General features: G+C 67.1%; 28 protein-coding genes and 2 tRNA genes. 14 read left to right on the top strand and 16 right to left on the bottom strand.

Translation table 11 applies throughout. The features are described 5' to 3' along the window. Positions 1-122: 122 nt before the first annotated feature. The 6 genes from yccS to VG556_RS12595 all read left to right on the top strand — a co-directional run bounded on the left by yccS (position 123) and on the right by VG556_RS12595 (position 6,517). Positions 123-2,300 (top strand): YccS family putative transporter, encoded by a 2,178-nt coding sequence (gene yccS / locus VG556_RS12620; RefSeq protein ID WP_100450702.1) that lies wholly within the window; start codon positions 123-125, stop codon positions 2,298-2,300. A 142-nt stretch (positions 2,301-2,442) separates the two neighbouring features. After that, positions 2,443-3,237, top strand: a complete 795-nt coding sequence (locus VG556_RS12615; protein WP_014648651.1) for an SDR family NAD(P)-dependent oxidoreductase — start codon at positions 2,443-2,445, stop codon at positions 3,235-3,237. A gap of 98 nt (positions 3,238-3,335) precedes the next feature. Then, positions 3,336-5,225: an MFS transporter gene (locus VG556_RS12610; protein ID WP_014648652.1), complete on the top strand. Its 1,890-nt coding sequence runs from the start codon at positions 3,336-3,338 to the stop codon at positions 5,223-5,225. A 221-nt stretch (positions 5,226-5,446) separates the two neighbouring features. Further along, positions 5,447-5,734 (top strand): CD225/dispanin family protein, encoded by a 288-nt coding sequence (locus VG556_RS12605; protein WP_005419784.1) that lies wholly within the window; start codon positions 5,447-5,449, stop codon positions 5,732-5,734. A gap of 34 nt (positions 5,735-5,768) precedes the next feature. Next, entirely contained in the window at positions 5,769-6,047 is a 279-nt protein-coding gene (locus VG556_RS12600) for a CD225/dispanin family protein (RefSeq protein WP_014648653.1), read from the top strand. A 44-nt stretch (positions 6,048-6,091) separates the two neighbouring features. Beyond that, entirely contained in the window at positions 6,092-6,517 is a 426-nt protein-coding gene (locus VG556_RS12595) for a DUF2752 domain-containing protein (RefSeq protein WP_014038725.1), read from the top strand. A 523-nt stretch (positions 6,518-7,040) separates the two neighbouring features. Here VG556_RS12595 and ampE read toward each other — a convergent pair. The 5 genes from ampE to VG556_RS12570 all read right to left on the bottom strand — a co-directional run bounded on the left by ampE (position 7,041) and on the right by VG556_RS12570 (position 10,758). Then, positions 7,041-7,928, bottom strand: a complete 888-nt coding sequence (gene ampE / locus VG556_RS12590) for a regulatory signaling modulator protein AmpE (protein WP_014648654.1) — start codon at positions 7,926-7,928, stop codon at positions 7,041-7,043. Positions 7,929-8,062: 134 nt separating this feature from the next. Further along, entirely contained in the window at positions 8,063-8,968 is a 906-nt protein-coding gene (gene nudC / locus VG556_RS12585; protein WP_032956756.1) for an NAD(+) diphosphatase, read from the bottom strand. 153 nt (positions 8,969-9,121) lie between these two features. After that, the gene (gene erpA / locus VG556_RS12580) at positions 9,122-9,514 is read right to left on the bottom strand and encodes an iron-sulfur cluster insertion protein ErpA (RefSeq protein WP_005419789.1); all 393 of its coding nucleotides are present in this window, start codon (positions 9,512-9,514) and stop codon (positions 9,122-9,124) included. Positions 9,515-9,545: 31 nt separating this feature from the next. After that, positions 9,546-10,010 carry a bactofilin family protein gene (locus VG556_RS12575; protein ID WP_032956754.1) on the bottom strand — a complete coding sequence of 155 codons (465 nt, stop codon included), beginning with the start codon at positions 10,008-10,010 and terminating at the stop codon, positions 9,546-9,548. A gap of 4 nt (positions 10,011-10,014) precedes the next feature. Beyond that, positions 10,015-10,758, bottom strand: coding sequence for a DUF6776 family protein (locus VG556_RS12570; protein ID WP_053494959.1), 744 nt, complete (start codon positions 10,756-10,758; stop codon positions 10,015-10,017). A gap of 180 nt (positions 10,759-10,938) precedes the next feature. Here VG556_RS12570 and VG556_RS12565 point away from each other — a divergent pair, with 180 nt between their 5' ends. From VG556_RS12565 to VG556_RS12555, 3 genes are read left to right on the top strand one after another with little or no spacing between them, the layout of a single operon-like run. Next, positions 10,939-11,556 (top strand): DUF4126 domain-containing protein, encoded by a 618-nt coding sequence (locus VG556_RS12565; RefSeq protein ID WP_049407839.1) that lies wholly within the window; start codon positions 10,939-10,941, stop codon positions 11,554-11,556. 44 nt (positions 11,557-11,600) lie between these two features. Then, on the top strand, positions 11,601-13,490 hold the full coding sequence (locus tag VG556_RS12560) for an EAL domain-containing protein (RefSeq protein WP_100450703.1): 1,890 nt from the start codon (positions 11,601-11,603) through the stop codon (positions 13,488-13,490). Between the two features lies 1 nt (position 13,491). Further along, on the top strand, positions 13,492-15,732 hold the full coding sequence (locus VG556_RS12555) for an ATP-binding protein (protein ID WP_100450704.1): 2,241 nt from the start codon (positions 13,492-13,494) through the stop codon (positions 15,730-15,732). A 1-nt stretch (position 15,733) separates the two neighbouring features. Here VG556_RS12555 and bfr read toward each other — a convergent pair whose 3' ends face one another. From bfr to VG556_RS12540, 3 genes are all read right to left on the bottom strand, one after another. Further along, complete coding sequence (gene bfr, locus VG556_RS12550; protein ID WP_005419804.1) at positions 15,734-16,204, bottom strand: bacterioferritin; 471 nt, start codon at positions 16,202-16,204, stop codon at positions 15,734-15,736. Positions 16,205-16,346: 142 nt separating this feature from the next. After that, positions 16,347-16,556, bottom strand: a complete 210-nt coding sequence (locus VG556_RS12545; RefSeq protein WP_005411309.1) for a (2Fe-2S)-binding protein — start codon at positions 16,554-16,556, stop codon at positions 16,347-16,349. 108 nt (positions 16,557-16,664) lie between these two features. Beyond that, entirely contained in the window at positions 16,665-17,285 is a 621-nt protein-coding gene (locus VG556_RS12540; RefSeq protein ID WP_014648660.1) for an RNA pyrophosphohydrolase, read from the bottom strand. A 121-nt stretch (positions 17,286-17,406) separates the two neighbouring features. Between VG556_RS12540 and VG556_RS12535 the strand changes: the two genes are divergently transcribed. Beyond that, positions 17,407-17,483, top strand: a tRNA-Met gene (locus VG556_RS12535). A 55-nt stretch (positions 17,484-17,538) separates the two neighbouring features. Beyond that, positions 17,539-17,613 (top strand) — tRNA-Gln (locus VG556_RS12530). Positions 17,614-17,936: 323 nt separating this feature from the next. Here VG556_RS12530 and rpsI read toward each other — a convergent pair. Continuing rightward, positions 17,937-18,329 carry a 30S ribosomal protein S9 gene (gene rpsI / locus VG556_RS12525; RefSeq protein ID WP_005411311.1) on the bottom strand — a complete coding sequence of 131 codons (393 nt, stop codon included), beginning with the start codon at positions 18,327-18,329 and terminating at the stop codon, positions 17,937-17,939. A gap of 2 nt (positions 18,330-18,331) precedes the next feature. Continuing rightward, the gene (gene rplM / locus VG556_RS12520) at positions 18,332-18,760 is read right to left on the bottom strand and encodes a 50S ribosomal protein L13 (protein ID WP_111144270.1); all 429 of its coding nucleotides are present in this window, start codon (positions 18,758-18,760) and stop codon (positions 18,332-18,334) included. Between the two features lie 196 nt (positions 18,761-18,956). On the opposite strand from rplM, the gene coq7 reads away from it, so the two are divergent. Continuing rightward, positions 18,957-19,601 (top strand): 2-polyprenyl-3-methyl-6-methoxy-1,4-benzoquinone monooxygenase, encoded by a 645-nt coding sequence (gene coq7 / locus VG556_RS12515; protein ID WP_014648661.1) that lies wholly within the window; start codon positions 18,957-18,959, stop codon positions 19,599-19,601. Positions 19,602-19,682: 81 nt separating this feature from the next. Here the strand turns inward: coq7 and VG556_RS12510 are convergent, their stop codons facing one another. Both VG556_RS12510 and speD read right to left on the bottom strand, forming a co-directional pair. Further along, positions 19,683-20,003 (bottom strand): DMT family transporter, encoded by a 321-nt coding sequence (locus VG556_RS12510; RefSeq protein WP_005419816.1) that lies wholly within the window; start codon positions 20,001-20,003, stop codon positions 19,683-19,685. A gap of 167 nt (positions 20,004-20,170) precedes the next feature. After that, positions 20,171-20,965, bottom strand: coding sequence for an adenosylmethionine decarboxylase (gene speD, locus VG556_RS12505; protein ID WP_014648662.1), 795 nt, complete (start codon positions 20,963-20,965; stop codon positions 20,171-20,173). Between the two features lie 149 nt (positions 20,966-21,114). Between speD and crp the strand changes: the two genes are divergently transcribed. Together crp and VG556_RS12495 are read left to right on the top strand one after the other, a co-directional pair. Next, the gene (crp, locus tag VG556_RS12500; RefSeq protein WP_010482649.1) at positions 21,115-21,804 is read left to right on the top strand and encodes a cAMP-activated global transcriptional regulator CRP; all 690 of its coding nucleotides are present in this window, start codon (positions 21,115-21,117) and stop codon (positions 21,802-21,804) included. Positions 21,805-21,866: 62 nt separating this feature from the next. Continuing rightward, positions 21,867-22,628, top strand: a complete 762-nt coding sequence (locus tag VG556_RS12495) for a sulfite exporter TauE/SafE family protein (protein ID WP_010482650.1) — start codon at positions 21,867-21,869, stop codon at positions 22,626-22,628. A 112-nt stretch (positions 22,629-22,740) separates the two neighbouring features. Here the strand turns inward: VG556_RS12495 and VG556_RS12490 are convergent, their stop codons facing one another. The 4 genes from VG556_RS12490 to VG556_RS12475 form a co-directional block, all read right to left on the bottom strand. Next, a complete protein-coding gene (locus VG556_RS12490) occupies positions 22,741-23,457 on the bottom strand; it encodes a haloacid dehalogenase-like hydrolase (RefSeq protein ID WP_005419826.1) in 717 nt (238 codons plus the stop codon). Beyond that, positions 23,454-24,248 (bottom strand): indole-3-glycerol phosphate synthase TrpC, encoded by a 795-nt coding sequence (gene trpC, locus VG556_RS12485; RefSeq protein ID WP_032960709.1) that lies wholly within the window; start codon positions 24,246-24,248, stop codon positions 23,454-23,456. The genes VG556_RS12490 and trpC overlap by 4 nt, the downstream gene beginning before the upstream one ends. Positions 24,249-24,322: 74 nt before the next feature. Beyond that, a complete protein-coding gene (gene trpD, locus VG556_RS12480) occupies positions 24,323-25,354 on the bottom strand; it encodes an anthranilate phosphoribosyltransferase (protein WP_100450705.1) in 1,032 nt (343 codons plus the stop codon). A 16-nt stretch (positions 25,355-25,370) separates the two neighbouring features. Continuing rightward, positions 25,371-25,958, bottom strand: a complete 588-nt coding sequence (locus VG556_RS12475; protein ID WP_014038739.1) for an anthranilate synthase component II — start codon at positions 25,956-25,958, stop codon at positions 25,371-25,373. Between the last annotated feature and the right edge of the window lies 1 nt (position 25,959).

Genomic DNA, 25,959 nt, shown 5'->3' with positions numbered 1-25,959 from the left:
TACCGCAAATCTGCCGGCCAGCGGCCGGCACTACCACTACCGTGGGTGCGGACCGTTGGTCCGCACTCCATATTTCACCCCACACCCGCAATAATGGTCGGAGACCCTTCCGCCGAGCCTGCATGTCCGCCCGACAATCCCGCCTCAGCCGCCTGTGGGCCCACGAGAAGGCCAGTTACGGCCTGCGGGTGTTCATCGCCCTGACCGCGGCGCTGGCGGTGTGCTGGCAGCTGGATGCGCTGACCGCCCTGCCCGGCGTGTTCCTCGGCATCATCGCCAGTGCCATCGCCGAAACCGATGACAACTGGTGGGGCCGGACCAAGGCGGTGGCGCTGTCGCTGCTGTGCTTCTGCATTGCCGCAGCATCGGTCATCTGGCTGTTCCCGTGGCCGTGGATCTTCATCGGCGCGCTGGCGCTGTCCACCTTCGGCCTGACCCTGCTCGGCGCGCTCGGCGAGCGCTATGCGTCCATTGCCCAGGCCACGGTGACGCTGGCGATCTACACCATGATCGGCCTGGAACAGCACGGTGCCAGCGACCTGCACAGTGCGCTGGAAGCGGTCAGCCACCTGCTGGCCGGTGCGGTCTGGTACGGCCTGCTGTCGATCCTGTGGACCGCGCTGTTCGCCAACCGGCCGGTCCGCGAGCGGGTGGCGCGACTGTACGTTGAGCTGGGCCGCTACCTGCAGCTGAAGGCCGCGCTGTTCGAGCCGGTGCGCGAAGCCGACCTGCAACGTCGCCAGCTCGACCTGGCCGAACAGAACCGCCGCGTGGTCGGCGCGCTGAACGAGGCCAAGACCGCGATCCTGGCCCGCTTCGGCCGCTCCGGCCGACCCGGCGTGAACTCCGGCCTTTACCTGCGCCTGTACTACATGGCGCAGGATTTCCACGAGCGCGCCAGTTCCTCGCATTACCCGTACGGCGCGCTGGTGGACGCGTTCTTCCACAGCGACGTGCTGTACCGCTGCCAGCGCCTGCTTGACCTGCAGGGACAGGCCTGTGCCCGCCTGGGCGAGGCAATCCGGCTGCGCCGTCCGTTCGTGTACGGAGAAGGCAACCAGCAGGCCGGGCGCGACCTGGCCGATGCGCTGGCCTACCTGCGCGACCAGCAGCGGCCGCAATGGCAGCGCCTGCTGGGCTCGCTGGACCTGCTGGTGCACAACCTGCGCAGCATCGAACGGCGCCTGCTGGATGCCGAGCGCTCCGAAGCCAGCCTGGACAACGTCGATACCCGCCTGCGCGACAGCAACCCGCACACCCTGCGCGAGATGGGCGTGCGCATCCGCCAGCAGCTCACGCCCGGCTCGGTGCTGTTCCGGCATGGGCTGCGCATGGCGCTGGCGCTGATTGCCGGCTTTGCAGCGATCCGCCTGTTCAATGCGCAGAACGGTTCGTGGGTACTGCTGACCATCGTGTTCGTGTGCCGGCCCAACTTCGGCGCCACCCGCCAACGCCTGGCCCAGCGCATCGTCGGTACCCTGGCCGGACTGGTGCTGACCTGGGCGCTGCTGCAGCTGTTCCCGCAGCTGCACGTGCAGCTGCTGATCGCCTTGCTCTCTGCACTTCTGTTCTTCTTCACCCGCACCGACCGCTACCTGGTGGCGTCGGCGGCGATCACGGTGATGGCACTGACCTGCTTCAACCTGATCGGCGACGGCTTCGTGCTGATCGTGCCGCGCATGGTCGATACGGTGCTGGGTTGCGCGATCGCAGCGGCGGCCGCGTTCCTGGTCCTGCCCGACTGGCAGGGCCGGCAGCTGCATCTCGTCCTGGCACGCGTGCTGGACACTGCGGCTCGCTACCTGGATTCGGTGCTGGGCCAGTACCGCAGCGGCATGCGCGACGACCTGGCCTACCGCATCGCGCGGCGCGACATGCACAATGCCGATGCCGCGCTGTCCACCGCACTGTCGAACATGCTGCATGAGCCCGGCCATGTGCGCCGCAATCTGGATGCCGGCTTCCGCTTCCTGGCGCTGTCCAACACACTGCTGGGACACCTGTCGGCGCTGGGCGCGCATCGCGACCAGGTGGACAGCTATGCGGGCGACCCGCTGGCATTGGCGGCCGGCGAGCGCGTGCGCAAGGCACTGCAGCAACTGGCCTCGGCGCTGACCGCACGGCAACCGGTCGCCGACGATGACAACGACGCCGACCGCGCGGTGGCCGCCGAGCTGGAGCAGATCGACGAGGCGATGCCGCCGAAACTGCAGCTGATCCGCACGCAGATGGCGCTGGTACTGCGGATGCTGCCGAAGGTGCGGGCAGCGGCCAATGAAGCGGTGACCAGCCTGACCTGACTCCTCATCGCTGATCGGAGAGCCCACCCACGCGTGGCATGGGTCAATTGCGCCGTGTGCAACGGCGCGTTGCGCCTGGCGCTGCGGTTCGATCACGCGGCCGCGCGGATACTGGGCAATCCCCCCGCTCCGGACTATCGCCATGAAAATCGAGCTCAGTGGCCGCACCGCGCTGGTCACCGCCTCCACCGCCGGCATCGGCCGGGCCATCGCCCAAGGACTGGCCAGCGCTGGTGCGCGAGTCATTCTCAATGGCCGCAGCACCGACAGCGTCGAGCGCGCCCGCCGGCACCTGCTCGCCACCGTGCCGGGAGCCGACGTGCTCGGCGTCGCCGCCGATCTCTCTGATGCAGCCGGTGTCGAAACACTGCTGGCCGGCCTGCCCAAGGTCGACATCCTGGTCAACAACGCCGGCATCTTCGGCCCACAGGACTTCTTCGAGACCGATGACGCGACCTGGGAGCGCTACTGGCAGACCAACGTGATGTCCGGCGTGCGCCTGTCGCGTGCGCTGCTACCGGCAATGGTCGATGCCGGCTGGGGCCGCGTGCTGTTCATTTCCTCCGAATCAGCGCGCAACATTCCCGCCGACATGATCCATTACGGGGTCAGCAAGACCGCGCAGCTGTCGTTGTCGCGCGGCCTGGCCAAGCGCGTGGCCGGCAGTGGCGTCACCGTCAACGCGGTGCTGCCCGGCCCGACCCTCTCCGACGGTTTTGCGGCGATGTTCGAGGATGAACGCCAGCGCAGCGGCAAGCCGCTGGAGCAGATCGGCCGTGAGTTCGTGATGGCGCACCGGCCGTCCTCGGTGATCCAGCGCACCGCCACGGTCGAGGAAGTGGCCAACATGGTGGTGTACCTGGCCTCGCCGCAGGCCTCGGCAACCTCGGGTGCGGCGCTGCGCGTGGATGGCGGCGTGGTCGACGATATCGTCTGAGAGTGCTGGCAGGTGTGCGGACCAACGGTCCGCACCCACAGGTCCGCATCCACAGCGGAGGGGAAGGAATGCTAGGCTGCGCCGGTCAAGGAGGTTCCATGTCCGGTCACAACCAGTTCGCCCTGCTGCGCCAGCGCCGTTTCCTGCCGTTCTTCGTGGTCCAGGCGCTCGGTGCGTTCAACGACAACGTGTACCGGCAGGCGATCATCAGCATGTTGCTGTTCATGGCTGTGCCGGAGGAAGAACTGGGGTTGTACGCCACCCTGGCACCGGCCATCTTCATCCTGCCATATTTCCTGTTCTCGGCGCTGGCCGGGCAGATCGCCGACAAACTGGAAAAATCGCGACTGATCGTGATCACCACCACCATGGAGATCGTGATCATGTCGCTGGCGGCCACCGGCTTCCTCACCCAGAGCCTGCCGGTGCTGCTGGTCGCGCTGTTCTGCACCGGCATGCAGTCCACCCTGTTCGGCCCGGTGAAGTACTCAGTGCTGCCGTCGGTGCTCAGGCCAGAAGAGCTGACCGGCGGCAACGGCCTGGTCGAGATGGGCACCTCGATGTCAATCCTCTCCGGCATGATCGTCGGCGGCCTGGTGTTCACCGTGGCTGGCAGCCACGGCACGGTGGTGGCCGCGTGCGCGATCATCGCCCTGGCGATCTGCGGCAACATCGCCGCGCGCCTGATTCCCAAGGTCGATGCCGGCGACCCGAATCTGAAGATCAACTGGAACCCGTTGCCGGAATCGCTGGCGGTGCTGCGCATGGCGCGCCAGCAGAAAGCCGTACGCAACTCGATCCTGGGCGTGTCCTGGTTCTGGTTCGTCGGCACCGTGCTGACCTCGCAGTTGCCGGCCTATGCGGTGACCAACCTGGGCGGCCAGCCGACCCTGTACATCTTCGCGCTGGCCCTGTTCTCGGTGGGCACCGGCGTCGGCTCGCTGCTGTGCGAGAAGCTGTCAGCACGTACGGTGGAAATCGGCCTGGTACCGCTGGGCGCGTTCGGCATGACCGCGTTCCTGCTCGACCTGTACTTCGCCCGCAGCGGCGAAGCGACAGTGCACGGGCTGACCATCGGGCCGTTCCTGCAGCAGCCCGGCAGCATCCGCATCGTCATCGACCTGATCGGCATCGGCCTGTTCACCGGCATCTTCGTGGTGCCGCTGTTCGCACTGATCCAGAGCCGCACGCCGAAGGCGCAGATGTCGCGCGTGTTCGCCGCACTGAACATCCAGAACTCGGGCTTCATCGTCGCTGCGGCGCTGCTGTCGCTGGCCGCCCACAAGCTGCTGCACTGGACCATTCCGCAGCAGTTCCTGGCGCTGGCCATCGCCAACGCCCTGGTGGCGATCTACATCTTCACCATCGTCCCCGAATTCCTGATGCGCTTCCTCAGCTGGCTGATGGTGCGCACCCTGTACCGGCTGCGCCCGCACGGCATCGAGGCCAACGTGCCGGACGAAGGCGCCGCACTGCTGGTCTGCAACCACGTCAGCTACATGGACGCGCTGATCCTGTCGGCGACCATCCCGCGCCCGGTGCGCTTCGTCATGTACTACAGGATCTTCAACATCCCGGTGATGCGCTGGATCTTCCGGACCGCCAAGGCGATCCCGATTGCCGGGGCGCGCGAAGACCCGGCGCTGATGCAGCGTGCGTTCGATGAGATCGACGCGGCGCTGGCCGAAGGCGAACTGGTCTGCATCTTCCCCGAGGGCGCGCTGACCCGCGACGGGCAGATGGCGCCGTTCAAGTCCGGCGTCGAGAAGATCCTCGAGCGGCGGCCGGTGCCGGTGGTGCCGATGGCGCTGCGCGGCATGTGGTCGAGCATGTGGAGCCGCCGCGACAGCCGCCTTGGCCGCATGCGGGTGCCGCGTCGTTTCCGCGCCACGGTCGAGGTGGTGGCGGCACCGGCCGTGGATGGCCGCACCACCAGCGCCCCGGTGCTGGAGGCCCAGGTGCGGGCCCTGCGTGGTGATCACGCCTGATCGACCGCACGGACACGGGTAGACCGTCCCAGCGACAAGCCCCCATCCTCGCCCTCCGATGCATCGCAGAGGTCCGTCAGATGCGTCAGATCAAGGGCCATACCGGCCAGTATCTGACTGTAAACGCATACATGCAGCGCGGGTTGAGGTAGATTACGCACCCACAGGGGGGAGGTTCGGCCGTTTCATCATGGCCGGCCACCAAGGAATGGAGTCTTGCTTTGAATCAACCGCCACCGCTCAGCCGTCCGGTCTACATCCCCAACCATCTGGTCTGGGCGATCCTGACGACGCTGTTCTGCTGCCTGCCGTTGGGCGTGGTGTCGATCGTCTATGCCTCCCAGGTCGATGGCCGCCGCGCCGCCGGCGACCTGCCGGGGGCCTACAGTGCGTCGCGCAAGGCGGGCTGGTGGGCGGTGGCTTCGGCCGTGGCCCTGCCGGTCCTGTTGCTGTTGTGGTTCGGGCTGTTCGGCGGCTTGGCCGTACTGGGCGCTCTTTCCGACCAATGATTCACCACCACCACCCATCAAGGAGCTTGAACCCATGAACACCGCCACTCCGCAGGTCCCGAACAATCTGGTCTGGGCCATCCTGAGCACCCTGTTCTGCTGCCTGCCGGCCGGCATCGTGTCGATCGTCTACGCCGCGCAGGTCAACGGCAAGCTGGCCGCTGGCGACATCGCCGGTGCCCAGGACTCCGCCGCCAAGGCCAAGAAGTGGGCGATCTGGTCGGCCATCGCCGCCGTCGTGGTCGGCGTGCTGTACGGCATCCTGATCGTCGCTGTCGGCGGCATGGGTGCAATGAACAACAGCGGCTACTGATCCGCGTGGACGGATCCGGCGCCTGCGCCGGATCCGTTGCTGCAATGTCCGCACTTCCCGCCCGCTCCCGATTCGCCCGCTGGGCACCGCTGCTGGCCGCCACCGGCCTGGCCGCCGGTGCCGCGGTGGTGCTGCGCAACGTCAATCCGTATGTCGCCGGCAATCCTTTGCCGAGCTGCCCGCTGTACGCGCTGACAGGCCTGTACTGCCCGGGCTGTGGCAGCACCCGCTGCCTGTATTCGCTGGTCCATTTCGACCTGCCCGGCGCGATGGCGATGAACCCGCTGCTGGTCATCAGCCTGCCGTTCCTGCTGCTGATGCTGCTGAACGTCGCCGGCATCCGTCCGCGCGTGCTCGACCCGCTGATGCGGGTACTGGCCAATCCCACGTTCTGGCTCTGGGTGCTGCCCGGGTATGCGCTGCTGCGCAACCTGCCGTGGGCACCGTTCACCGCACTGGCACCGATCTAGGTTTTCCAGCCAACGGCGCAGCCCCTCGCGGTGGGCGACGTTTGAAGGCAAAAGCCCTGGGGTTGGCCGGACGGGATGGGTTTGCGGGGGACGCCGTGAATCCGTCCGTGGAGGCTTGGCCGCGGCATCCATGCCGCGGACACCCCCGCAAACCCATCCCGCCCGGCCACGGACAGTTTCCGTGTGCGTCCACCACGGAAAAGAAAGAGAAGATCAAAAACAGAAGCGGATCGCTTCGCTCTGTATCCACGCATGGCGTGGATCGACCGTGTCGACCAAGGTCGACACCCACCGGCAGTCGCGGTTGACCCACCGTCACCGGGAAACTGTCGGGGGTGGGGCGGTGTGGGGCAGCAGGACCGTTGGCGCCATGGATGGCGCCATCGAGCCCCCAGGGACGGGTTTACGGCGTGTCCTGCAGCCCCACACCGCCCCGCCCAACCCTCAGCAATCCAGAGCCGCTTTGGCTCTGGCATTGGCTTTGGCCTCTGCAGGTGCAGGGCTGCAAGCCCTGCAACAGCAACTACGTCACCCAGCCTGCAATCACCAGCAGGGCGAGGACCGCCAGCCACAGCAGCAGCATCCGCCACACCAGGCTCATCGCATCACGCAGGTCCGGCAACCGCTGCCACACCGGCAGCAACCCTGCCTCGGTGTAATCGTGCGCATCCTCACGCAGCTCGGCGTTGACGCTGGCCCGCGCCACCGCGCCAAGGAACCCGATGTTGCCGGCCAGGCGTTCGCCATGGGCCTGGCGCCAGGCCTTCCACGCCGTATCGAAATTGCCCACCAGCGCCATCGAGAAGGCCATCAGCTGCGCCACCGGCCACTCGATCCAGCCCAGCAGGCGCTGCGCCAGCGCCAGCGGCTCCACCGGCACGCGTGCGCGCATCGGGCTCTCCGCCATCAGCGCCAGCAGCCGGTAACCGAGCGCGCCAGCCGGGCCCAGCAACAGGAACCAGAACAGCACCGCGAACCAGCGCCGCAGTGCGTTGAGCACCGTCGCCTCGACCAGTGACGGAATGTCCTCGCGCAGGCTGCCGCCGGCCGACTGCAGGTTGCGCACTGCAGCCTGCCGCGTCGCCGCATCATCGGCATCGATAATGGCCTCGATATCGCGGTCCAGGTCACGCGGGCCCCAGCACCAGGCCAGCACCGCCACGCCCAGCAGCAGCGACGGCAGGCCGAACAGCACCCCGCGCAACAGCCACGCCAGCAGCACCATCAGCAACAGCGGCGGCAGCAGTGCCAAGGCAACGCCGGCCGGTCCCTGCCAGGCCTTGCCACCACGCGCATCCAGCCAGCCCAGCCAACGCCGGAAACCGTCGAAACGGCGCAGCGAGGCAGCAGCGGCCGGAGCAACATGGCCCAGGGCCAGTGCCACCAGCACGGCGGCCAGAGTGGTGAACATGGCAGGTCTCCCTACGAAACAGAACGCTCGGCGCCGCTACCTTACCTGTCGCAGCGGCGCCCTCCGCGATGACCCGCACTGTAACCCGGGCCGTGTTCAGGTGGCGGCAATGCAATCGCCCCAGCCGGCCCGGCTCAGCCCTTCTGCTGCCGGTACCAATGCTCGATCAGGCCGCGCGAAATCGAGATCGGCGGCGACAGGCGGATACCCTGGCCATCGTCCTCCACGTCGCGCGCCAGTGCCGCGCCGACCTCGTCGGCACTGAACCAGCGCGCGTCTTCCAGCTCACCGTCCACGGTCGGCAGGTCATCCTGCGCCTGTGCGCGGAAGCCAACCATCAGCGCACCCGGGAATGGCCAGGGCTGCGAACCGAGGTACTGGCAGGCGGTCACCCGCACCTTGCTCTCTTCATGGACTTCGCGCACCACGGTCTGCTCGAAGGTCTCGCCGGGTTCGACGAAGCCGGCCAGCACCGAGTAGCGACGCGGGGCCCAGTTCGACTGCCGGCCCAGCAGCAGCCGGCCCTGGTTTTCCACGGCGACAATCACCGCGGGGTCGACACGCGGGTAGTGTTCGGTGGAGCACTGCCCGCAGCGGCCGACGAAACCACCACGGGCAAACGCCACGGCGCCGCCGCACACGCCGCAGAAGCGGGTGCGCGAGTGCCAGTACGACATGCCGCGGGCATAGCTGAAGGCGGTCGCATCGGCCATCGACCACAGCAGCGCGGCCTGGCGCAGATCAAGCCGGCCTGGTGCGCTGATGGTGACGTTGGTGGCTTCAACCGAGAACCACGCCTGCTCTCCGCGCAGGCCGAGGAAGATCGCGGCACCCGGGCCGCCGCCGATGTCGGCGCCGGTCAGCGCCAGTGGCTGATCGTCATCGCCGGTGAAGGCGCTGCCGTCCTGATCGAGCACGAGAATGCGCGCGCCCGGCCACAGGCGCGCCAGTGCATCGGCATCTTCGCGCAGGGCATCGGCGCGCTCCAGCGGTTCACCCACGAAGGCGAAACCGGAAAGCGGCGAAGGAGTATTGGGCATCCTGCAAGCGTGCCGCCAATCGATGCGGGTGGCAAGGTCGGCGCTGTGCGCAATCTGCCGTTGTGGATGCAGGAAGGATCATCCACGCATGGCGTGGATCTACCCGCTCTGGCAGGTGCCAACCCTGGTTGGCACATTCCGGCCACAGGCCTTTTACATGCTGAAGCTGCTGCCGCAGCCGCAGGTGGTCTTTGCGTTCGGGTTGCGGATCACGAACTGGGCACCGGTCAGGCTCTCGGTGTAGTCCACCTCGGCGCCCATCAGGTACTGCAGGCTCAGCGGGTCGACCAGCAGGGTCACCCCGCTGGTCTGTACCGCCAGGTCATCCTCGGCACGGTTCTCGTCGAACTCGAACCCGTACTGGAAGCCCGAACAGCCGCCGCCCTCGATGTACACACGCAGGGCCAGGTCGGGGTTGCCCTCTTCCTGGATCAGGGATTTGACCTTGGCGGCCGCCGACTCGGTGAAGTTCAGCGGGCGCTCCAGCGATTGGTAATCGGGCGCGGCAACCGGGGTGGCGCCGGGCAGGGAGACTAGCGTGCTCATGGTGCCAGCATGGGGGTGCCGGGGATGGCTTTCAAGCCATCGCCTCGGCCAGCTTGCGGCGTGCGGCGGTGTCGCCCTTGCCGCCATTGGCCTCATCGCCTTCCGGCGCCGGCAGGGCCGCCATCGGGGCGCTGGCATGGATCAGGCGGCCGTTCAGCTGGGCGCCCGCATTCATCTCCACCACCTGGTAATGGACGTTGCCATTGACCCGTGCGCTGGGGGTCAGCTCGACCTTCTCGGTGGCGTGTACATCGCCGTCCAGACGGCCGCTGATGACCACCACCTGGGCCCGGATCTCACCCTCGATCACGCCATGCTCGGCGACCGTCAGGGTCGCGCCGCTGGCGCCTTCGGTGGCGATCACCTTGCCGTGGATGCGACCTTCCACATACAGGCCACCACTGAATTCCACATCACCGCGGATCACCACCTGGTTGCCGATCAGGGCATCCACCACCAGCTGGCCTTCACGGTTGGATTTGCTGCTTCCGAACATCTGCCTACTCCCCTTTGCTGGCCGGCGCACCGGCCTGTTTCCAGTCGAATACCTGGGTGGTACCCCCCGTACCACTCCCCAATGTCACCCGCACGCGTTGCGGGGTGAAGTCAGCCGGCAGCATCACGCTGCCGGTGAGCTGCTGGAAGTACCGGAACGAGTAATCCTGTCCCGGCACCTTGCTGCGCTGGTGCAGATCATCCCAGCTGATCGTGGCCAGCTTGCCGTTCTTCACGCCTTCCACGGTGAAGCGCATCTGCCCCTGGCTGATGGCGCCGCGGTTGAGGTTCTGGGTCAGCACGGCGGTGTACTGCCAGGTGCCGGCCGCTTCCGGGCTGAACTCGATCGAATGGGTGTTCAGGCCCTTGCGCTGGCTGGTCGAACCCACCAGGCGCTCATAGAAGGCAACGTCGGCGCGCAGGCCGGCGATTTCCTCATCGCGCTCGGCCAGCGAGGACTGCACCTCGGTATTGGCGGCGCGGCTGATGCGGTCGGAGGCCTCCAGCGTGGCCTGCTTCTGGCGCAGCTCGGTCAGCTGCGCCTGCAGCGTCTCGGCGCGCTTCTCGGCAGCCTGCAGGCGCTGGCCCTGGGCATCGCGTGGCGTGGCCATCCAGCAGCCACCCAGCACCGCCAGCACCAGGCTGAGCAGCCAGATGCCGCCGATCACCAGCAGGCCACGACGGTCGGCCGGCGGTTGCGGCGCGCCGGGCAGGCGTACCTGCACGCGCATGGGAGGACGGTTGGTCATGGGTGGTTTCCGGGGGTATCGCGAGGGCGACACCGGTACGGCCCCTGTGGCAAACGACGGGCTAGTGTATGACAGGACGGGTGGGTTTCCTGCGCCGTGGCCGGCCACGGTCTGTGGCGTTCAGGCATGCCATCGTCGATAGTGTGGTCCCCTGCACAGTTCCGTCGCCGGAGCATCGCCATGACCGAAGCCCACTTGTTCGTGATCGGCATCCTGCTGGCCTGGCTGGCCGGCATCCGCGTCTACCTCACCGTGTTCGGCGTCGGCCTTGCCGGCCTGCTCGGCTGGGTCGACCTGCCGCCCGCCCTGCAGGCCACCGAATCCTGGTGGGTGCTGGGCACGTCGGCGGCGCTGGCCATCGCCGAGTTCTTCGCCGACAAGATTCCCGGCGTGGACTCGGTCTGGGACCTGGTGCAGACGCTCGCACGCGTGCCGGCCGGCGCGTTCCTCGCAGCGGCTACCCTGTCGCCGGACGGTCAGCTCGGCGCCGGCGCACTCGCCGCCGGTGCCGGCGTCGCCCTCGCCAGCCACGGCCTGAAGGCCGGTACCCGCGCGCTGCTCAATACCTCGCCGGAACCGGCCAGCAACTGGGTCGCCTCCGCCGCCGAGGACACCGTGGTAGTCGGTGGCCTGGCGCTGGCCCTGGCACACCCGTGGATCGCGCTGATCGTGGTGCTGGCCTGCAGCCTGGCCGGCGCGCTGCTGGTGTGGCTGGTCTGGCGCGCGCTGTGGAAGGGCGTGCGCTGGCTGGCGCGCGGTGCATCGGCAGCACCGCCGGGGCACAGCAGTACCGGTTGAGCACCGGGCTTGTCGCATAATGGACGCGAACACCAGGAGCACCGATGGCCGCAAACGAATCCCCCGCGGGCGCCCGCCCGGGACGCGCTGAAACCCCTCCGGCCGATCATTGGCAGCGCTGGGCGCCCGAGGCGGCAGGCCCCGCTGTGGCCGCACCGACGGCTGCGACCCCGCCGCCCATCGCGACCGATGCCCCGGCGTCGGTCAACAGCGCACCGCCGCCGCTGCCCGGCCCGATCGCACTGGCCGAAGCCGGCAACAACGATCTGGCCCCGCCGCCCTCGGACTCGCCCTACCGCGTGCTGATCGTTGAAGACGATCGCGCCCAGGCGCTGTTCGCGCAGAGCGTGCTGCACGGCGCCGGCATGCAGGCGATCGTGCACAGCGATGCCGATGCCGCGCTGCAGGCGATCAAGGAGCACCGCCCCGACCTGATCCTGATGGATCTGCACCTGCCCGGGCTGGACGGCATGCGCCTGACCGCGCTGATCCGCCAGCAGCCCGGCCTGCAGCTGCTGCCGATCGTGTTCCTCAGCGGCGATCCGGATCCAGAGCGCCAGTTCGAAGTGCTCGACAGCGGCGCCGACGACTACCTGAGCAAGCCGATCCGGCCGCGCCACCTGATCGCAGCGGTGGCCAACCGCATCCGCCGCGCACGTGCCCAGGCCGCGACCCTGCCGGGCGCCACCGGCGCACCGGCCACCAGCAATCCGGAAACCGGCCTGCCGACGCGCCACCATGTGCTGCAGCAGCTCAACACCGCACTCGCCCACCGCGACCGGGGCGGCGTGTTCTTCATCGAAGTGGCCAGTGCGCTGGGCCTGCGCGAACGCTATGGCTATGCCGCGTTTGAACGGCTGATGGTGCAGGCCGGGCAGCGCCTGGCCGAAGCCGGCCATCCGCACCTGCTGGCGCGGCTGAACGACAACAGCTTCCTGCTGCTGGCCCGCAACGCCGACGAGGACGCCCTCGAAGGCATCGCCGCGAGCCTGCGCGAGCAGCTGTCGGCCCGCGCCTTCGTGATCCGCGACGACGAATCCGTGCATCTGCGCGGCGTGGTCGGTTATGCGCCGCTGTCGCCGGGCTTCGAGGATGCCAGCAGTGCGCTGGAAGCGGTTGAGCGCACCACCCTGCAGGCGCGCCTGCTCAGCGCCGGCGTGGCGGGCCATGTGCATCGCCAGGCGGTCACCGAACAGGAACACCTGGCGCTGCTGGAGGGCCAGCTGGAACTGGCCTACCAGCCGATCGTCGCCGTGGCAGGCGGCAACACCGCGCAATACCAGTTGCTGCTGCGCCTGCGCCAGGCCGATGGCACGGTGCTGGCGGCCGGCCAGGTGATCCCCGCCGCGGAAGCCGCCGGGCGCATCGCCGACCTCGACCAGCAGGTGATGGACCACGCACTGGGCCTGCTGGATCTGTACCGGCACGCAACGCAGCCGCTGAGCCTGTTCGTCTCGCAGTCGCTGCGCACCCTGCAGCGCGATGCCTTCGCCGACTGGCTGCTGGAATCACTGCAGCAGCGTGACCTGCCCGGCAGTGCGCTGGTGATCGACGTGCGCCTGCCCGACGCACTGATCCACACCGTGCCGCTGCAGCAGTTCTGCCAGCGCATGGCCAGCGCGGGGGTGCGCTTCTGCCTGAGCCAGTTCGAACCCAGCGGCGAGGCCGATGCACTGCTGACCCAGCTGCCGCTGTCGTTCGTGCGCATGGCTGCGCGCTTCTCCAGCAGCCACTCCAATCCGGCCACGCGCGAGGAACTGCGCAAGACGATCGAACAGGCCCATGCCGCCGGACTGCAGATCATCGGCCAGCAGATCGAGGATCCGCAGGCTGCAGCGGCGATGTGGGTAGGCGGCGTCGACTACATCCAGGGCAACATGGTGCAGTCGGCCGGCAGCGACCTGAACTTCGACTTCCACAACGCGGTGCTCTGACGTGCCGCTGTGGGGCGTGCTGCTGGTTGCCCTTGCTGCGGCCGCCATCGCGCTGCTGCTGTTGGGCCTGCGCCTGCGCGCGCGCAACCATGCGCTGGCCCAGCTGCAGCGCACGCACAGTGCGCTGGCCGCCGAACGCGACCAGCTTCGCCATACCACCGAACGCCAGGGCCAGCTGGAACAACAGCTGCTGCAGGCCAAGCAGGCCGCCGAGGCGGCCGTGCTGGCCAAGGGCGAGTTCCTGGCCACGATGAGCCACGAGATCCGCACCCCGCTCAACGGCATCCTGCCGATGCTGGAGCTGATCGCACGCGGGCCGCTGGGCGAAGACCAGCGGCAGATGCTGGCCACCGCCTCGGCCAGTTCGCAACAGCTGCTGCGCATCGTCGACGACATCCTCGACTACTCCCGGCTGGAAGCGCAGGCGCTGGAACTGGAGATCACCAGCTTCAACCTGCGCGACCTGCTCGATGGCGTGGTACAGCTGATGCAGCGGGCCGCCGACGCCAAGGGCCTGGCCCTGGGCCTGCAACTGGATCCATCGGTGCGCCTGCCGGTGCGCGGCGACCCGGTGCGCCTGCGCCAGGTGCTGAGCAACCTGCTGGCCAACGCCATCAAGTTCACCGCCCGCGGCCAGGTGCAGCTGCGCGTGCTGCGCCTGGGTGAAAGTGCCGCGCAGCACCAGCTGCGCTTCGAGATCATCGATACCGGCATCGGCATCGACGACGCGCTGCAGGCACGCCTGTTCCAGTCCTTCAGCCAGGCCGACGCATCCACCACCCGCATCTATGGCGGCACCGGCCTGGGCCTGGCCATCTGCAAGCGCATCATCGACCTGATGCACGGGCACATCGGCGTGCACTCCACGCCGGGCCAGGGCGCAACCTTCTGGTTCGAGATCCCGCTGCTGAAGGTCGCTGGCGACCTGCCGGCGATGGCGCGCGCACCGGCACCGCTGCTGCTGTTCAGTGCCGATGCAACGCTGCAGGCACGTATCGAGCGCATCGCCGCCCACCATGGGCTGCAGGTGCAGGTGCTGGCACAGCTGGATGCCGTGGTCGAGCGCCTGCGCGCTCCCGCGCGGCCCGGACAACCGGCACCGGCATGGCTGCTGGTCGATGCCCGCGCACGCCGCAACGGTGAGGCCACGCTGCAGCTGGCGCTGAGTGAACGTGGTGACGACGATGTGCTGCAGGTGCTGTGGCTGCAGGAGGGCGCACTTCCACAACGCCAGCGCCAGCGCCAGCTGCCCCCGCACTTCGACGATGCGGCCCTGCATGCACTGCTGGCTGCACCGGTCGCCCCCGCCCGCCCCGCTGCGCTGCTGGCCAGCGCGGACAACGAGCAACCGGCTGCCACGCTGCCGCCGTTGCATCTGCGTGTGCTGCTGGTGGAGGACAATACGGTCAACCGGATGGTCGCCGAACAACTGCTGCGCGTGTTCCAGTGCGAAGTGCGCAACGCCGCCGATGGCGAGCAGGCGCTGGCCGCCCTCCGCGAAGGCGGCGTGGACATCGTGTTGATGGATTGCCAGATGCCGGTGCTGGACGGCTACGCCGCCACGAGCCGCTGGCGCGCCGAAGAAGTGGAGACCGGGCGCGCGCGCCTGCCGATCATCGCCATGACCGCCAACGCCATGGCCGGTGACCGCGAGCGCTGCCTGCAGGCGGGCATGGACGATTACCTGTCCAAGCCGATCGCGCGCGCCACGCTGCATGCGCTGCTGCTGCGTTGGGGTGGCGGCAAAGCTGCATCACCTGGACAATTTTCTGTGGAGCCGTCTGTAGAGCCGAGCCATGCTCGGCTGACGGCCAGTGGCACTCCCACTCCATCAGCCGAGCATGGCTCGGCTCTACAGGAGACGACAAGCCAAGCCGCGCCGAAACCGGTGATCGACCGCGACGTGCTGGATGAACTGCACACCGTGATCGGCGACGCTGCCACCCAGATCGTCATGGTCTTTCTTGAAGATGCGCCGGTGATGGTGCAGCAGTTGCAGCTGGCCGCGCAGAACGGCGATGAGCTGCGCTTGCAGGCCACAGCGCACAGCCTGAAGTCATCGAGTGCAAACGTCGGCGCATTGTCGCTGTCGGCGATCGCGCAGCGGATCGAGCACGAAGCCCGTAGTGGCAGCCTGCAGCGCCCCGCGGTGGCGGTGGCGCTGCTGGTTGCGGAATTCGCCCGGGCGCGTGTTGCACTGACGGGCTACCTGGCACAGCACCGCGCCGGCCAGGGCGGCTGACTCACTCTTCCAGCTTGCTCAGCAGGTACTTCGGCTCGCCGATACGCTCGATCAGGTCCAGCTGGGTTTCCAGCCAGTCGATGTGCTCCTCTTCCGAATCGAGGATCTTCACGAACAGCTGGCGGCTGACGTAGTCGCCAACCGAATCGGAATAGGCCACGGCCTCGCGCAGGGTGACCACGCCATCGCGTTCCAGCGACAGGTCGCACTGCAGGATCTCGGTCGGGTTCTCGCCGATGCGCAGCTTGCCCAACGCCTGGAAATTCGGCAGGCCTTCAAGGAACAGGATGCGGTCGGCGAGCATGTCGGCATGCTTCATCTCGTCGATCGATTCCTTGTACTCGTGTTCGGCCAGTTCCTTGATGCCCCAGTTCTTCAGCATCTTGGCGTGCAGGAAGTACTGGTTGATCGCGGTCAGCTCGTTGTAGAGGACCTTGTTGAGGAATTCGATGACCTTGGTGTCGCCCTTCATGGGGGTGCTCCTGCACGCTGAAAACGCAGGCACTTTAACGCCTCGCGTGCGCTCGTGAAGGAACGCGAATCGTGCGCATTGGCCTGCGCGGCCGAAAGTGAAGGATGCGAAAGCGCGGCGTCAACGCGCCGCGAAAAGGCGATCAGGCGACCTGCGCCAGGCCCAATACCGGCAGCGGCAGATCGTGGGTCGCACGTGCCTTGGCCAGCAGGTCGCCGGCCATGTCCAGGCAGGAACCGCAGGTGGCACCACAACCGGTACGCATGGTCAGTTCGGCCACCGTGCTGACGCCATGGCTGGCGGCTTCGCGGATCTGGTGGTCGGTGACTCCGTTGCAGATGCAGACGTACACAGGCGGGAACCGGGCTGACAGGCCACAAGCGGCCTGGTGGCTATTCCAATGGAAACGAGAATGGTTGTCAATCAGAGACCTGAACCATTCTCGATACCGTTCAGCCGGTCAGCTGGCCGGGCCGTCGCCCGTGACCTTCTTCGGCCAGTACCCTCGGGTCCGCGGGCGCTTGCGCGGGCGGTCGTGCCCGGCGGTGTGGCCCGGCATCCAGGCCTCCGCGGCGCTCTTGGGCATGGCGGTGACGCCCTGCCCGGCCACGCCGCGCGCCAGTGGCGCGAGGTGTCGCAGGGCACGCGCATAGACGCCGCGTTTGAACATCACCACGTGCTCTACCGGGTACCAGAAGTCGACCCAGCGCCAGTGGTCGAACTCGGGCGAGTCGGTGTGGTCCAGCGTCACGTGGGATTCGTCGCCGGTCAGGCGCAGCAGGAACCAGACCTGTTTCTGGCCGATGCAGACCTGCCGCTCGTTGCGGCGGATGGCCCGCGCCGGCAGCTTGTAGCGCAGCCAGCCGGGCGTGGCCCCGAGCACTTCCACATGCTCAGGCAGCAGGCCGGTCTCTTCCTGCAGTTCACGATACATGGCCTCGACAGGCGTCTCGTCGGTGTTCATGCCACCCTGCGGGAACTGCCAGCCATCCCGGCGCACGCGTCGTGCCCAGAACACCTGGCCGTCCTGCCGCATCAGCACGATGCCGACGTTCGGTCGATAGCCGTCCGGATCGATCACGATGCGGACTCCTAAGAAAATCTACTGGTCGGGACTATCCCATGCCCTCTGTCGGCCCACAAGCACGACACAAAAGTGTTGACAGGGTCGATACACATCCGCAGAATAGCGGGCTCACCAAGGCTATGTAGCTCAGCCGGTTAGAGCACAGCACTCATAATGCTGGGGTCGGTGGTTCGAGTCCACCCATAGCCACCACACTGAAAATCAAGTTGTTTTTCAGTGTGAAAAGTGAGAAAATAGTTGCACGTTTTGCCCCGTCGCCAAGCGGTAAGGCACCTGACTCTGACTCAGGCATTCGGTGGTTCGAATCCATCCGGGGCAGCCAAATTAAAAGCAAAAGGCCAGATCGAAAGATCTGGCCTTTTGCTTTTAATTTGGTCGCGCATCCCACCTTATCCCCGCGCCTGTCGGCGCGCCCCCTTGAACATCAAGGGGGCTCTTCTCCAGAGAGAGGCCCGGGGTCGGATCCTTTTCCAAAGGAAAAGGCTCTGACCCCACCCCTTCCGAGATGCGAAACCCCGGGTAGTGCCGGCCGCTGGCCGGCAACCACGAAATGCCTGACTCCAAAACGACAAAAGCCCGGCCGAAGCCGGGCTTTTGCTTTTCCAACCAGCGGGCTCCCGCAGGAGCCCAACCAGGCGCGGTAGATCAGCGCTTGGAGAACTGGGTGGCGCGGCGGGCCTTGTGCAGACCGACCTTCTTACGCTCGACTTCACGGGCGTCACGGGTCATGAAGCCGGCCTTGCGCAGCTCGGACTTCAGGGTTTCGTCGTACTCGACCAGCGCACGGGCGATGCCCAGGCGGATCGCACCGGCCTGGCCGGTGGTGCCGCCGCCAGCGGCGGTGACCAGGATGTCGAAGCTTTCGGTGTTCTTGGTCAGCTCGAGCGGCTGGCGCACGATCATGCGCGCGGTCTCACGACCGAAGAACTCGTCCAGCGGACGACCATTGACGGTGATGTTGCCCGAACCCTTGCGCAGGAACACGCGAGCGGTGGAGGACTTGCGGCGGCCAGTGCCGTAGTTTTGAGTGATAGCCATGATTAGATATCCAGAACCTGCGGCTGCTGTGCGGCGTGCGGATGCTCAGTGCCGGCGTAGACCTTGAGCTTGCGGTACATCTGGCGACCCAGCGGGCCCTTCGGCAGCATGCCCTTCACGGCGATCTCGATCACGCGCTCCGGGTGGCGCTCCAGCGCCTGGGCCAGGGATTCGGTCTTCAGGTTGCCGATGTAGCCGGTGAAACGGTGATACATCTTGTCCTGCAGCTTCTTGCTGGTGACGGCAATCTTTTCTGCATTGATGACGACCAGGTAGTCGCCGGTATCAACGTGGGGGGTGTAGACCGGCTTGTGCTTGCCGCGCAGACGGCGGGCCAGCTCGGTGGCGAGACGGCCCAGGGTCTTGCCCTCGGCGTCGACGAGGTACCAGTCGCGCTGGACGGTCTCGTTCTTGGCAGTGAAAGTGCTCATGAAGAACTCTAGGTTAGGTCGGGCTCATTGCGGCGAAGGACTCGCCGGAACTCTGCCACGCGTTGTGAAAGGTGAAGCGCAAGAGGCGGGATTGTACGCAGGTCACGCCCTCGGTGCAAGCTGGCCCTGCCCCGGGTTGGCAGGGGAGCGGGGGCGGGCGAGAATCGGCGCGTCTCCCGCCCCACCGCGTGCCGCCATGACCGTGCTCCGCCAGACCACCCCGCTGGACCACCTGCTGACCGAGGCGCAGCGCGCCCTGGACACGGTGTTCGGCAACCCTCCGGCGGCCCGCCCCTACCCGGCCGCAGGCACCGGCGAGCCGGGCATGGACCGCGCCGAGCGCCGCCACGCCGCGGGGCTGATGCGGATCAACCATGTCGGCGAGGTCTGCGCACAGGGCCTGTACTTCGGCCAGGCGGCCGTGGCCCGCGACCCGGCCACCCGTGAACACCTGCTGGAAGCGGCCCAGGAAGAGACCGATCACCTGGCCTGGTGCGCGACCCGACTGGATGAACTGGACAGCCGCCCGAGCCTGTTCAATCCGCTGTGGTACGCCGGCAGCTACACCATCGGCACCCTGGCGGGTCTGCGCGGCGACGGCTGGAACCTGGGCTTCGTGGTTGAAACCGAGCGCCAGGTGGAAGCCCATCTGGACGAGCACCTGGTCGACCTGCCGGCCGGCGATCTGCGCAGCCGCGCGGTCATCCAGGTGATGAAGGAAGACGAGGCCCGCCATGCGGAGCACGCCGAACAGGCCGGCGCACGCCGCCTGCCGTTCCCGATCCCGGGCGCGATGGCGCTGGCTTCCAGGGTGATGAAGACCATCGCCTACCGCATTTGAAGGGTCGCCCGCACCAACGGTGCGGGCCTACCAGGAGGTGCGGGGGCGACGGTGGGGCCCGACCGTTGGTCGGGCCATCAATCAGTTCGGCGAGACCAGCTTCAGGCCGATCACGCCGGCTACGATCAGGCCCACGCAGGCCAGGCGGGCCGGCGACGCACTGTCGTTGAACAGGTAGATGCCCAGCACCGCCACGCCCATGGCGCCGATGCCGGTCCAGATCGCGTAGGCGGTGCCGACGGGGATGCTCTTCATCGCCTGGCTCATCAGGTACAGGCTGATCAGGGCGGACACCACCGTGGCAACGGTGGGCAGGGGTTTGCTGAAGCCTTCGGAGTACTTCATTCCGAGGGCGAAACCGATCTCGAACAGGCCGGCCAGCAGCAGATAGATCCAGGGCATGGGTGGGGGCTCCTTACCTTTTTGGGAAAAACGAAACGGCCCGGTGTTTTCACACCGGGCCGTGGGTCGGTACATCACCGTGGAACTGTAACGCGTGCGAGGCACTGGTTCCACGGGGCGGGTCGTCCCGCCTGGGCGGCGATGCCTGCGGGCATCGCACATGGGGCTTACTCGGACAGGTTCCGGCCGTGGAACAGCTCTTCGATCTCGCGCTTGAGCAGCGCTTCGATCTTCATGCGTTCCTTGAACGACAGGTTCTTGGCCTTTTCCTCGAACAGGTACTGGTCCAGGTCGAAGTCCTTCAGGTGCATCTTCGTGTGGAAGATGTTTTCCTGGTAGACGTTGACGTCGAACATCTCGTAACGCGACTTGATGTTCTTGGCCAGGAAGTTCTGGATCGAGTTGATCTTGTGATCGATGTAATGCTTCTTGCCCTTCACATCGCGGGTGAAGCCACGGACACGGTAGTCCATGATCACGATGTCCGATTCCAGGCTCTCGATCAGGTAGTTCAGGGCCTTCAGCGGCGAAATGACGCCACAGGTGGCCACGTCGATGTCCGCGCGGAACGTCGCGATGCCTTCCTGCGGATGGGTTTCCGGGTAGGTATGGACAGTGATGTGGCTCTTGTCCATGTGCGCGACCACGGCGTCGGGAATCAGTTCCTTGCCGGCCTGCTTCTTGTCGATCACCGGCTCTTCGGAGATCAGGATGGTCACCGAGGCACCCTGCGGGTCGTAGTCCTGGCGGGCCACGTTCAGGATGTTGGCGCCGATGATCTCGGCGACATCGGTCAAGATTTGAGTCAGCCTGTCGGCGTTGTACTCTTCATCGATGTATTCAATGTAACGCTGACGCTCCTCTTCGGTGCGCGCGTAACACACGTCATAGATGTTGAAGCTCAGCGCCTTGGTGAGGTTGTTGAAACCCTGCAGCCTCAGGCGAGGCAACGGCTTGACCACGGCGGTCGATTCCTGTGTAAGAAGGGAAAGGGGGAATTATGGGGCAAACTGCCCCCGGGGGGAACGTGAAGACGCAAGAGTTCTGGCACACTGTTTGCCCTTAACAATTGCGCTGGTTAAGCTCCGCTATCGACCCCGTGAATCCGTTCATGCGCAGAGGGAGCGCCCCTATCGTGTCAACCGTGCGCCTAGCTAGCAGTCCACTGGCCCTGGATATCGCCACAATCGATCGTTTCCTGGCGCACAGCCACAGGCGGCGATATCCCACCCGTACCGACGTCTTCCGACCCGGTGACCCGGCGGGAACCCTGTATTACGTCATCAGCGGCTCGGTTTCGATCATGGCCGAGGAAGATGACGATCGCGAGCTTGTGCTGGGCTACTTCGGTGCCGGCGAGTTCGTCGGCGAGATGGGCCTGTTCGTCGAATCGGACCGCCGCGAGGTGATCCTGCGGACCCGTACCGCCTGCGAGCTGGCTGAAATCAGCTACGAGCGCCTGCATCAGCTGTTCCTCGGCCCGCTGTCGGCCGACGCCCCGCGCCTGCTGTACGCGCTGGGCCAGCAGATCTCCAAGCGCCTGCTCGACACCAGCCGCAAGGCCAGCCGCCTGGCATTCCTGGACGTTACCGACCGGATCGTGCGCACCCTGCACGACCTGGCGCAGGAACCGGAGGCGATGAGCCATCCGCAGGGCAGCCAGCTGCGCGTCTCCCGCCAGGAGCTGGCACGCCTGGTCGGCTGCTCGCGGGAAATGGCCGGCCGCGTGCTGAAGAAGCTGCAGACCGACGGCCTGCTGCATGCCCGTGGCAAGACCGTGGTGCTGTACGGCACCCGTTGACCGTTGAGCACCCGGTGGGTGCGGACCTTGGTCCGCACTCCTTCGCGCGCTAGGCTCGGGGCATGGAACTGAGCAGCGAATTCTGGTGGTTCATCCTCATCGGCCTGGGCGCACAGCTGGTCGACGGCGCGCTGGGCATGGCGTTCGGCCTGGTGTCTTCGTCGGTGATGCTGAGCATGGGCCTGCCCCCGGCGCAGGTCAGCGCCAGCATCCACACCGCTGAAGTGTTCACCACTGGCGCCTCGGGTGTGTCGCACCTCGCAGCCGGAAATGTCGATAAGCGCCTGTTCCTGCGCCTGGCCCTGCCTGGCGCGGTGGGCGGTGCCGTGGGCGCGTACGTGCTCACGCAGATCCCGGGCGAGATCATCCGGCCACTGATCTACCTGTACCTGCTGGTGCTGGCGATCATCATCCTGGCCCGCGCGGCCGGACGCTGGATGCCCAAGGGCGAGATCCGCCGGGTACCGGTGCTGGGCTTCTTCGCGGGCCTGCTCGACGCCAGCGGTGGCGGCGGCTGGGGGCCGATCGCCACGTCCACCCTGCTCGCCCGGGGTGGCCAGGCGCGCACCACGATCGGCACGGTCAATGCGGCGGAGTTCGTGGTCACGCTGACGGTGTCGGCGACCTTCCTGCTGTCGATGGGGGTGCAGCACCTGCAGATCGTCGCCGGCCTGCTGATCGGCGGCATGATGGCCGCGCCGGTAGCGGCCATCCTGGTCAAGCGGGTGAAGGAGCGCTGGGTGCTGGTGGCCGTCGGCGTGCTGGTGCTGGGGATCAGCCTGTTCCAGATTGGCCACGCGGTGTACGGGCACCTGTACCGCTGAGCGTTTGCCGGCCAGCGGCCGGCACTACCGGGACAGAGAAGCGCCGGCACAACCGCGACGGAGAAGGGTAGTGCCGGCCGCTGGCCGGCAGATCCATCACCGTGCGGCGGGATCAGGCCTTGTCGCCGCCCCGGTCCACGCAACCCCAGTTGAGGATGCGGGTGCCCGCCGGCAGCACGCGGCGGAAGAACGCCACCCGGCCCGGCTTGGGGTTCACCACTACCGGCGCCTTGGCTGCCAGCAGCAGCGGCAGGTCGGCGGTGCTGTCGGAATAGGCGATATCGATGTCGCCGTAGCCGCGCTCGCGCAGCATGCGCATCTTCTCTTCGTTGTGGCAGTGGCGGGTCGGGCCGACGCCGCCCAGCCGTGGGCCGACCTCGGTGCCGATCACCGGTACGTCCTGGTGGGCCACGAAAGCCAGGATCGCGCGCGCCAGCTCCGGCGGCGCACCTGTGGCAACCACCACGCGGTCGCCCTTGGCGCGGTGCGCGGCGAACACCTCCAGCGCCTGCGGCAGCAGCTTGGCGCGCATCTGCGCCTGGTTGCGCAGCACATAGGCGTCGATCACCTTGTTGAAGTCGCGCGCACGGTGCAGGCCGAAGCTGCCGATCCACACATAGACCGAGATGCCCGCGCGACGGGTCGGCAGCATCGCCACCATCGGCCCGGCGATCGGCGTGACCAGCAGCGCCGCCAGCATGCGCAGCGGGTTGCGCTTGATCAGCGAGGCGAACAGGTGGGTGCCCGAATCGCCGTCGTACAGGGTGTGGTCGAAGTCGAAGACCACCAGCGGCGCATCCTCGCGCGGCGTTGGATAGTGCGTTGTCATGCCGCGAAGAATAGCTGACGCAGGCCCTCGCCCGGCTCTTCCACGCGCATGAAGGCTTCGCCGACGAGGAAGGCATGGATGCCGGCGTCACGCATCAGCGCCACGTCCTGCGGGCCAAGGATGCCGCTCTCGGTGACCAGCAGGCGGTCACGCGGCACCGCGTTCTGCATGTCCAGCGTGGTCTGCAGCGACACTTCGAACGTGCGCAGGTTGCGGTTGTTGATGCCGATCATCGGCGCCGGCACCTGCAGCGCACGCTCCAGCTCGTCGATGTCGTGCACTTCCACCAGCACGTCCATGCCCAGCGACAGCGCCAGTTCGGACAGCGTGGCCAGCTGGGTGTCGTCCAGCGCGGCGACGATCAGCAGGATGCAGTCGGCGCCCAGCACGCGTGCCTCGTACACCTGGTAGGCGTCGATGACGAAGTCCTTGCGCAGCACCGGCAGCGTGCACGCCTCGCGCGCCTGCTGCAGGTAGGCGTCGGCGCCCTGGAAGAAGTCCACGTCGGTCAGCACCGACAGGCAGCTGGCACCGCCGAATTCGTAGCTGACGGCGATGTCGGCCGGGCGGAAGTCCGGGCGGATGACGCCCTTGGACGGGCTGGCCTTCTTCACCTCGGCGATCACCGCTGGATCGCCGTTGGCCACCGCCGCCTGCAAGGCGCGCACGAAGCCACGTACCGGCGGGGCGCCGGCCACGGCGGCCTGCAGCGCCTCGAGCGGGCGCTGGGCGCGGCGCTGGGCCACTTCTTCGGCCTTGCGGGCCAGGATCGTCTGCAGGATGTCGCTCATCGTCTTCGGTTCGGTGCGGGGGCGGTGAGGACGGCCATTATCGGCCATCGACGGGGTCAGGCTGAACCGCGCGCTCAGGCAACCAGCGCGCGGGTGGTCTCAACATACTGCTGCAGGCGCTGGCGGGCACTGCCGTTGGCGATGGCGGCACGGGCGCGGGCCAGGCCGTCGCCGATGTCGCTGGCCACGCCGGCAACGTACAGCGCGGCGCCGGCATTCAACGCAACGATGTCCAGCGCCGGGCCGGGCTCGTTGTCCAGTACCGCGCGCAGCATCTGGATGGACTGCTCCGGGCTGTCCACGCGCAGGTTGCGGCTGGCCGACATGGCGATGCCGAAGTCCTCCGGGTGGATCTCGAACTCGCGCACCTTGCCGTCGCGCAGTTCGCCCACCAGCGTGCCGGCACCCAGCGAGATCTCGTCCATGTTGTCGCGGCCCCAGACCACCATGGCGCGCTCGGTGCCCAGCTCGCGCAGCACGCGGGCCTGGATGCCCACCAGATCGGGATGGAACACGCCCATCAGCACCGACGGCGCGCTGGCCGGATTGGTCAGCGGGCCGAGGATGTTGAAGATGGTGCGCACGCCCATCTCGCGGCGTACCGGCGCAACGACCTTCATCGAAGGATGGTGGATCGGCGCGAACATGAAGCCGATGCCGGTCCGCTCGATGGCCGCGGCCACCTGATCCGGCTGCAGTTCGATCACCGCGCCCAGCGCTTCCAGCGCATCGGCACTGCCGGACTTGGACGACACGCTGCGATTGCCATGCTTGGCCACGCGCGCACCGGCGGCAGCGGCCACGAACATCGAGCAGGTGGAGATGTTGAAGGTGTGCGAGCCATCGCCACCGGTACCGACGATATCAACCAGGTTGGAGGTATCGGCCACCGGCACTGGCCGGGCGAATTCACGCATCACGGTGGCCGCCGCGGCGATCTCGTCCACGGTCTCCTTCTTCACGCGCAGCCCGGTCAGGATCGCCGCGGTCATCATCGGCGAGACGTCGCCGCGCATGATCTGCCGCATCAGGTCGACCATTTCGTCGAAAAAGATTTCGCGGTGTTCGATGGTGCGATGCAGGGCTTCCTGGGGGGAGAAGCTCATGGGAATGCTCCTTGGATCAGGCCGCCGGACGCTGCAGGAAATTGCGCAGCAGGGCGTGGCCGTGTTCGGTGAGGATGGATTCGGGATGGAACTGCACGCCTTCCACCGGGAACTGGCGGTGGCGCAGGCCCATGATTTCTTCGATCGAGCCGTCGTCGTTCTCGGTCCAGGCGGTCACTTCCAGCACATCGGGCAGGCTGTTCTTGTCCACCACCAGCGAGTGGTAGCGGGTGGCCTGGTAGCGGTCCGGCAGGCCGGCGAACACGCCCTTGCCTTCATGGCGGATCGGCGAGGTCTTGCCGTGCATGATGTTGCCGGCACGGATGACCGTGCCGCCGTAGACCTGGCCGATGCCCTGGTGGCCCAGGCAAACGCCGAGGATCGGCGTGGTCGGGCCCAGGCGCTGGATCAGCTCCAGCGACACGCCCGCTTCGTTGGGCGTGCACGGGCCGGGCGAAATGACGATGCGCTCGGGCTTCTGCGCGGCGATCTCGTCCACGCTCATCGCATCGTTGCGCACCACCTTCACCTCGGCGCCCAGCGTCTGCAGGTACTGCACGAGGTTGTAGGTGAAGCTGTCGTAGTTGTCGATCATCCACAACATG

The sequence above is a fragment of the Stenotrophomonas sp. CASM106 genome, from assembly GCF_049384825.1.
Taxonomy (GTDB): Bacteria; Pseudomonadota; Gammaproteobacteria; order Xanthomonadales; family Xanthomonadaceae; genus Stenotrophomonas; species Stenotrophomonas muris.
The sequence above is the reverse complement of the archived record's forward strand: the minus strand, read 5'-3'. Positions and strand labels throughout refer to the sequence as shown.

Bases quoted from the DNA above. Each gene is read 5' to 3' on its own strand.
- yccS (WP_100450702.1), top strand. From the start codon at position 123: ATGTCCGCCCGACAATCCCGCCTCAGCCGCCTGTGGGCCCACGAGAAG.
- VG556_RS12615 (WP_014648651.1), top strand. From the start codon at position 2,443: ATGAAAATCGAGCTCAGTGGCCGCACCGCGCTGGTCACCGCCTCCACC.
- VG556_RS12610 (WP_014648652.1), top strand. From the start codon at position 3,336: ATGTCCGGTCACAACCAGTTCGCCCTGCTGCGCCAGCGCCGTTTCCTG.
- VG556_RS12600 (WP_014648653.1), top strand. From the start codon at position 5,769: ATGAACACCGCCACTCCGCAGGTCCCGAACAATCTGGTCTGGGCCATC.
- VG556_RS12595 (WP_014038725.1), top strand. From the start codon at position 6,092: ATGTCCGCACTTCCCGCCCGCTCCCGATTCGCCCGCTGGGCACCGCTG.
- ampE (WP_014648654.1), bottom strand. From the start codon at position 7,928: ATGTTCACCACTCTGGCCGCCGTGCTGGTGGCACTGGCCCTGGGCCAT.
- nudC (WP_032956756.1), bottom strand. From the start codon at position 8,968: ATGCCCAATACTCCTTCGCCGCTTTCCGGTTTCGCCTTCGTGGGTGAA.
- erpA (WP_005419789.1), bottom strand. From the start codon at position 9,514: ATGAGCACGCTAGTCTCCCTGCCCGGCGCCACCCCGGTTGCCGCGCCC.
- VG556_RS12575 (WP_032956754.1), bottom strand. From the start codon at position 10,010: ATGTTCGGAAGCAGCAAATCCAACCGTGAAGGCCAGCTGGTGGTGGAT.
- VG556_RS12570 (WP_053494959.1), bottom strand. From the start codon at position 10,758: ATGACCAACCGTCCTCCCATGCGCGTGCAGGTACGCCTGCCCGGCGCG.
- VG556_RS12565 (WP_049407839.1), top strand. From the start codon at position 10,939: ATGACCGAAGCCCACTTGTTCGTGATCGGCATCCTGCTGGCCTGGCTG.
- VG556_RS12560 (WP_100450703.1), top strand. From the start codon at position 11,601: ATGGCCGCAAACGAATCCCCCGCGGGCGCCCGCCCGGGACGCGCTGAA.
- bfr (WP_005419804.1), bottom strand. From the start codon at position 16,204: ATGAAGGGCGACACCAAGGTCATCGAATTCCTCAACAAGGTCCTCTAC.
- rpsI (WP_005411311.1), bottom strand. From the start codon at position 18,329: ATGGCTATCACTCAAAACTACGGCACTGGCCGCCGCAAGTCCTCCACC.
- rplM (WP_111144270.1), bottom strand. From the start codon at position 18,760: ATGAGCACTTTCACTGCCAAGAACGAGACCGTCCAGCGCGACTGGTAC.
- coq7 (WP_014648661.1), top strand. From the start codon at position 18,957: ATGACCGTGCTCCGCCAGACCACCCCGCTGGACCACCTGCTGACCGAG.
- VG556_RS12510 (WP_005419816.1), bottom strand. From the start codon at position 20,003: ATGCCCTGGATCTATCTGCTGCTGGCCGGCCTGTTCGAGATCGGTTTC.
- crp (WP_010482649.1), top strand. From the start codon at position 21,115: ATGCGCAGAGGGAGCGCCCCTATCGTGTCAACCGTGCGCCTAGCTAGC.
- VG556_RS12495 (WP_010482650.1), top strand. From the start codon at position 21,867: ATGGAACTGAGCAGCGAATTCTGGTGGTTCATCCTCATCGGCCTGGGC.
- VG556_RS12490 (WP_005419826.1), bottom strand. From the start codon at position 23,457: ATGACAACGCACTATCCAACGCCGCGCGAGGATGCGCCGCTGGTGGTC.
- trpC (WP_032960709.1), bottom strand. From the start codon at position 24,248: ATGAGCGACATCCTGCAGACGATCCTGGCCCGCAAGGCCGAAGAAGTG.
- trpD (WP_100450705.1), bottom strand. From the start codon at position 25,354: ATGAGCTTCTCCCCCCAGGAAGCCCTGCATCGCACCATCGAACACCGC.
- VG556_RS12475 (WP_014038739.1), bottom strand. From the start codon at position 25,958: ATGTTGTGGATGATCGACAACTACGACAGCTTCACCTACAACCTCGTG.